The sequence below is a fragment of the Nesterenkonia sedimenti genome, assembly GCF_012641515.1.
Classification (GTDB): Bacteria; Actinomycetota; Actinomycetes; order Actinomycetales; family Micrococcaceae; genus Nesterenkonia; species Nesterenkonia sedimenti.
Map to the genome: position 1 here is coordinate 1 of NZ_JABAHY010000036.1, position 1,744 is coordinate 1,744.

A 1,744-nucleotide genomic window follows, 5' to 3' on the forward strand; every position below is an offset into this window, starting at 1 on the left:
CCGTCACTCTGTAATAAATGACGCGCTCACCGGGGAGCCGTACACCACATTAAAGGACGCTACTGCCCAATGAGGGAGCTCAGCTGGGGACTGAGACGTTCAGCGAATGGTTAGGGGGGCATCTCTGATGGGGGCAGCTCCAGCAAGGCTGACACCTGAAGAGCACATATGTTCCAGGGCAGACTCCAGGAGTTGTAGGTCCTCCAAGGATTCGATGGCCGTGACTTTGCCCCACCGAATCCGCATGCGCTGGAACAAGACGTTCTCATATGGGCGGCCTCCGGGGAGAGCGCCGGTAACCCGTCCATGAAGTGCTACCTGGGTGTTCCAGGGTGGGCCATTGACCAGGATCTGCTGAATCTCGAAGTGGTGCCCAGGCAGGAGTGCGAAGACTCGCTCCCACCATGCGGCAACAGAGGAGATTGTTGCCCGCCGGCTGCCGAGAGCGTGCTCGCCGTGAAAGACATACTAAAATTCTGCAGCGAGGCTGTTGAGCATAGGGCTGGTGTCCCCACGGTTGAGGGCTGCGAAGATCGTTCGAATGCGAGAGCGAATGTGCCTGCGGTACATCGGGTCGCTAACCAATGATGAGGCCGAGGCCGCAGGTGACAAGCCCCGCGATCAGGAAGGCTGCCCCGACCCAGAGGAGACTGATCCATCCGTTGGGTTGGGTTCGTCCTGCCCCAAGGGCTGAGAGGAAGAATCCGGCGGGCATGAGGATTGCTGCCATCAATACGCCTACCCTGGACAACCATTCGGCCCAGCCGGTCCAGGATGTCTGTTCTGTGAGCAGGAGGCAGATGAGGCCCAGAATGATCAACACCCCGGCGTGGGCATGTCCGGCGCGGTAGAAGGATTTCTGGAATTCGGTGGTCTCAACTTTGCCACCTACAACGCGGGTGAGGAACCAGCCGCCGCTGGCGACCGTGGTGGCTGAGAGCAGAACTGCGCCTGCGGTAATACGGGCGGAATCAGCCAACTCAAACATGGCAGCTCCTATGAGCAAGAGAGTTTTCTAACACTGTTATTTATAACACTGTTAGAAAACCGTGGCAAGAGTACGATGTAGCGCATGGCCCGCCCCAGAACGCATGACGACACCGTCCAGTTGAAACTTCTTGAAGCTGCCTCGGAGTCCATTGCAGCTAGGGGAGTAGAGGGTCTGTCACTGCGGTCGGTGGCTTCGCAGGCCGGCACGACCACTGCGGCTGTGTACTCACTCTTCGGTAATCGAGATGGGTTGATTGATGCGGTAGTGCAGGAGGGTTTCGGCAGGTTTGCTGCTCGATTGGAGAAGGTGGAGCGGAGCGATGACGCGCTCGCAGATCTCCTGGCCCTTGGTCTCGCTTACCGGCAGAATGCTTTAGAGAATTCGAATTTCTACAGGGTGATGTTCAGCGCGGCGCCATATGATCCGGAGAACTCCACGTTCCAGACACTCACCCATGCAGTGGCCCGCGCCATGGACTGTGAGAGTGAGCAGGCGAGGGTTCATGCCGAACGCGTGTGGGCATATGTGCACGGCTTAGTCTCATTGGAGCTGGCGGGGCTCAGGCCCGGAACTGAGCAAGAGCGTGCGGCGGCCTATGCAGAGGCGCTGCAGGCCGGAGCCGCAATGCTTCCGCTCTCCTAAATGATCAAGCAGCGGTTCGGCGCTGCTCACCGGATCTGGCTGAGTCCGGTGGTGGGAGGTAGCCGTGGGATTTGAGCCGATGGTGGCGTCTACAGAGTGCCCAGAGGTTGG

General features: G+C 59.1%; 2 protein-coding genes and 1 pseudogene. 1 reads left to right on the forward strand and 2 read right to left on the reverse strand.

All coding sequences use genetic code 11. From position 1 onward, the window contains the following. Positions 1–99: 99 nt before the first annotated feature. Both HGQ17_RS15940 and HGQ17_RS14800 read right to left on the reverse strand, forming a co-directional pair. Positions 100–453: pseudogene (locus HGQ17_RS15940) on the reverse strand (nuclear transport factor 2 family protein); the annotation flags it as partial. A gap of 124 nt (positions 454–577) precedes the next feature. Then, positions 578–988, reverse strand: coding sequence for a hypothetical protein (locus tag HGQ17_RS14800; RefSeq protein WP_168888722.1), 411 nt, complete (start codon positions 986–988; stop codon positions 578–580). An 84-nt stretch (positions 989–1,072) separates the two neighbouring features. Here HGQ17_RS14800 and HGQ17_RS14805 point away from each other — a divergent pair, with 84 nt between their 5' ends. Beyond that, positions 1,073–1,633, forward strand: a complete 561-nt coding sequence (locus HGQ17_RS14805; protein WP_168888723.1) for a TetR/AcrR family transcriptional regulator — start codon at positions 1,073–1,075, stop codon at positions 1,631–1,633. Positions 1,634–1,744 lie beyond the last annotated feature (111 nt).